Annotated in this window: 4 protein-coding genes; all 4 read left to right on the top strand. The window is 68.8% G+C overall.

Annotation, left to right across the window (positions count from 1 at the left end):
- Positions 1 to 455, top strand: a 455-nt coding sequence (locus ABD378_RS43430; protein ID WP_344530947.1) for a hypothetical protein, incomplete at its 5' end; no start/stop codon positions are given.
- A 116-nt stretch (positions 456 to 571) separates the two neighbouring features.
- Positions 572 to 1,207, top strand: a complete 636-nt coding sequence (locus ABD378_RS43425) for a restriction endonuclease (protein ID WP_344530945.1) — start codon at positions 572 to 574, stop codon at positions 1,205 to 1,207.
- A 339-nt stretch (positions 1,208 to 1,546) separates the two neighbouring features.
- The gene (locus ABD378_RS43420) at positions 1,547 to 2,089 is read left to right on the top strand and encodes a hypothetical protein (RefSeq protein ID WP_344530943.1); all 543 of its coding nucleotides are present in this window, start codon (positions 1,547 to 1,549) and stop codon (positions 2,087 to 2,089) included.
- Positions 2,079 to 3,650 carry a terminase large subunit domain-containing protein gene (locus ABD378_RS43415; protein ID WP_344530941.1) on the top strand — a complete coding sequence of 524 codons (1,572 nt, stop codon included), beginning with the start codon at positions 2,079 to 2,081 and terminating at the stop codon, positions 3,648 to 3,650. Before ABD378_RS43420 ends, ABD378_RS43415 begins: the two co-directional genes overlap by 11 nt.
- Positions 3,651 to 3,768 lie beyond the last annotated feature (118 nt).

The raw sequence follows: 3,768 nt of genomic DNA, 5'->3' as shown, positions 1-3,768 counted from the left end.
TCGAAGAGATCCTGCAGCGGGCCAACCAGACGATCGCCGCCGAGCAGGCCCCGCTCACCCCGACCTTCTACAGGAACCCCACACCGACGCCCGCCATCGGCGATGCCCCGCCCGTACAACAGCCCGGACGCCCCGCCATGAGCCAGCAAGCCACCAACGACAGCGTCCGCATGCTGTCCTTCGGCGGCATGGTCTTCCTCACCGGCGCCGGCATCGGAATCGTCATGATGACGTCCGACTACGCCAACCCCACCGTCATCGGCGTCTCCGGCACCGTCCTGGCCGCCGTACTCCTCGCCGCCGCCCGCCTCATGCGGCGCACCAAGGAAGTCGTAGAAGCCGCACCCCCGCAGATCACCCAGTACTACAGCGGCGACGTCCACCAGCAGCACACCGAGATCACCACCAACACCAAGGGCGTCATCGCCTACAACCGCAACGACCTGCCCCTCTGACCACCCACCCCGGAGACCTCATGGCCACCTACCAGCCAACCCGCCGCACCCGCGCCCGCAAGACACCAGCATCACGCTTACGGACCCCGCGCCGCCCCGCTAGCCGCCGCACCAGGATGCGGTACTCCCTCGGCTCGATCGTGGGGGTCTGCCTCGTCCTCATCATCGTCGCGATGACCTACCCCTGGCAGACCGGCGCCATCGTGGTCATCCTCGCCGCAGCGAAGATCCTGGCCGCCGTCCGCCCCCGCCGCCTCGCCGCACTATTCGCCCGGGTCGACCGGGTCTCCGCAGCCATACCGGCCCGACCCGCGCTGCCACGGCGAGGTGCACGCACCCTGGACGCCTTCCGAGGCATGAAGCCCGCCCGGTTCGAGCAGGCCATCGCCGAACTCGCACAGGGCGACGACCGTGTTCTGGCAGCCCACCCCGTCGGAGGATCCGGCGACGGAGGCATCGACGTTCGCGTGAAACTCCACAACGGCACCGCCTGGTTCATCCAGTGCAAGCGCAACCAGCGCGGCAACAACGTGCCTCCGCAGGTCATTCGGGACGCCAACGGCGCCTACCGCGATCTCCACCACTGCCACCACGCGGCCGTCATCACCACCGCCGACTTCACCAGGCAGGCCTACGAAACCAACAGGCGGTTCCGTAGCCCGCTCACGCTGTTCACCGGACACGACGTGGCAGCATGGGCGAACGGCACTGGACCTGCCCCGTGGGATGTCCCCATCCATCACGGGGGATAGCGCCTCGGACAGACCCGCGATCGTGCCCCACCATGAAAGTGCACGGCCCGGGAGCGGCTCTTTCTTGGCTGGGACGTCCCCGCGCCCCTCGGTAGTAAAGGCAGTACCCGGGCCGTGTCACCTCAGCCCCCGCGCCCGTTACGCCCCACGAAGACCGCTCGGGATGGGCGTTAACCCCCCAGGCCTGACCCCGAGCTCACGGCCCTGTACGCCACCCCCCCCCGGCGTACGGGGCCGCTTCACGCCAAGCGGGGGGAACGACCGCCTACATCTCGGGGATGATCAGGGCAGGCGCGGGGCCTCACAACACCACACAAATTCGCGGGAGCCCCGACCGCTATGCCACCATCCAAAGCCACGCAAGCCCTGGTTGCCGAACGCCGCGCCAAGCTCCTCAAGCTGCGTATCGCCGGGATCTCCTTCCACGACCAGCGCGTCCTCGACCTCGGATACGAATCCCGCGGCCACGCCTCCAAGGACCTCCTGCGCGCGCTGAAGGATCACCGCGAGGAAGAAGCCGCCGCAGTCGACGTCTACCGCCAACAGGAGAACGAACGCCTCGACGCGCTCCTCGAGGCCGCCTGGCCTCGCGCCACCAAGCCCAGCCCCGTCTTCGACAAGGAAGGCATGGTCGTCGGGGAAGAGCTCGACATGCGGGCTGTCGACACCGTGCTGCGTCTCATGGACCGCCGCGCCAAGCTCAACGGCCTGGACATGCCCGTGAAGACCGAAGTCACCGGCGCCGACGGCGGGCCCCTGCAACTGGGCTCGGCAACCAGCGCCGAGCTAGAGGCGCTCATCGGTATCAGTGAAGGCTCCCCGACACCCGACGACGCCGCGCCCGTGCCCACGGCCGGGGAACCGGACGACGGTGCCCCGTAACAGCGGCCTCCTGGCCCGCTACCGCAGCTTGCCCCGCGAGGAGCGCCTGGTCATCGCCCACAGCGCGTCCGCGGAGCTGCGTGAGGACCTCATCCGTGTCGAACGGGAGATTGCCCTGGACCTGTCCCCGGGCGCACTGTCGGCGGTCCTGACGCACGGGCGGGAGATGCAGGCTCCGCACCTGGACATCATCGACCGGATCTACCAGCGGATCGCCGCCGGTGAACGCCTGCGCGTCATGGTGACCATGCCGCCCCGTGCCGGAAAGTCCCGGCGCACCTCCCGATGGGGGCCGACCTGGTACCTGCGGCGCCAGCCCGAGCACCGCTTCATGCTCGCCTCCTACGCCGCGCACCTGGCCGACGACCACGGCCGGTGGGTGCGCAACACCATCACCGAGAACGCCCCTCTGCTGGGCATCAGCCTCAAGTACGGGTCACAGGCCGCCAACCGTTTCGACATCGACGGCCACGAGGGCGGCATGGTCACCGCCGGTGTCGGAGGCGCGCTTACCGGCCGCGGCGCGCACACCGCAGTCGTCGATGATCCATTCAAGGGGTCTGAGGACGCCGGATCGCCCACCCAGCGCGACCGGGTGTGGGACTGGTGGCAGGCTGTTCTGTTGACCCGCCTGGAACCCCAGGGCTCGGTCCTGCTGGTCAACACTCGCTGGGACGACGACGACCTGTCCGGACGGCTGCTGCGCGAAGAGCCCGAGGACTGGATCGTCATCGACCTGCCCGCCCTTGCCCTCTCCGACGACGACCCGCTCGGCCGGGCCCCCGGGGAAGCACTGTGGCCCGAACGGTTCACCGCCGAGGATTACGCCCGCATCCGCAAGTCCGTGGGAGAACGCGTCTGGTGGTCGCTCTACCAGCAGAAGCCGCGCCCGCTGTCCGGCGGCGTGTGGAACCAGGCGTGGATCGACGGCAACCGCATCTCCGCGGCTGCGCTGCGCAGCATCGACATGGACCGCATCGTCATCTCCGTCGACCCGGCAGGCGGTAACACCACCGGCCATGACGAAGTCGGCATCACCGCCTCCGGGTCTGCGCTGGTCGAATCGATCGGCCACCGGCACGCCCAGCCCGAACGCCGCCACGAGTTCTACCTCCTGGACGACAAGTCGGCGTCCCTGGGAGCCGACGAATGGGGCACCCAGGCCTGCCTGCTGGCCATCGAGTGGCAGGCCGACGCGATCGTCGTCGAAGCGAACTACGGCGGCGACATGACCAGCCAGGTCATCATCCAGGCGTGGCAGGAACTCGGCCGCCGAGGCCTGACCAAGAACCTGCTGATGCCGCGGATCATCCCCGTCAACGCCAAGCAGGGCAAACGCCTGCGCGCGGAGCCCATCGCTCAGCTCTACGAACAGGGCCGCGTCCACCACGTCGGTGTGTTCCACAAACTGGAGTCCCAGATGGTGACGTGGATGGCGGGCATGGACTCCCCGGACCGGATGGACGCCGCCGTGCACGGCTTCACGGAACTCGCCGACCTGGAATCCGGGCAGACCACCTACGGCACCTACGAGCGTCAGCAGCCTCGCGGACGGCGCTGAGCGCAGGCAACGTTCGTCCCCGGTCCTCCTATCCTGATCAAAGGCGCGGGGCCTGGAACCGTATTCCGGAAGGGAACACTGGTGGGTCTTCCTCGCCTGATCGTCGACCGGCTGGGGC

It is taken from the genome of Streptomyces rectiviolaceus (genome assembly GCF_039533825.1).
Taxonomy (GTDB): domain Bacteria; phylum Actinomycetota; class Actinomycetes; order Streptomycetales; family Streptomycetaceae; genus Streptomyces; species Streptomyces rectiviolaceus.
The sequence above is the reverse complement of the archived record's forward strand: the minus strand, read 5'-3'. Positions and strand labels throughout refer to the sequence as shown.

Coding starts and splice junctions, on each gene's coding strand:
- ABD378_RS43425 (WP_344530945.1), top strand. CDS start 572: ATGCGGTACTCCCTCGGCTCGATCGTGGGGGTCTGCCTCGTCCTCATC.
- ABD378_RS43420 (WP_344530943.1), top strand. CDS start 1,547: ATGCCACCATCCAAAGCCACGCAAGCCCTGGTTGCCGAACGCCGCGCC.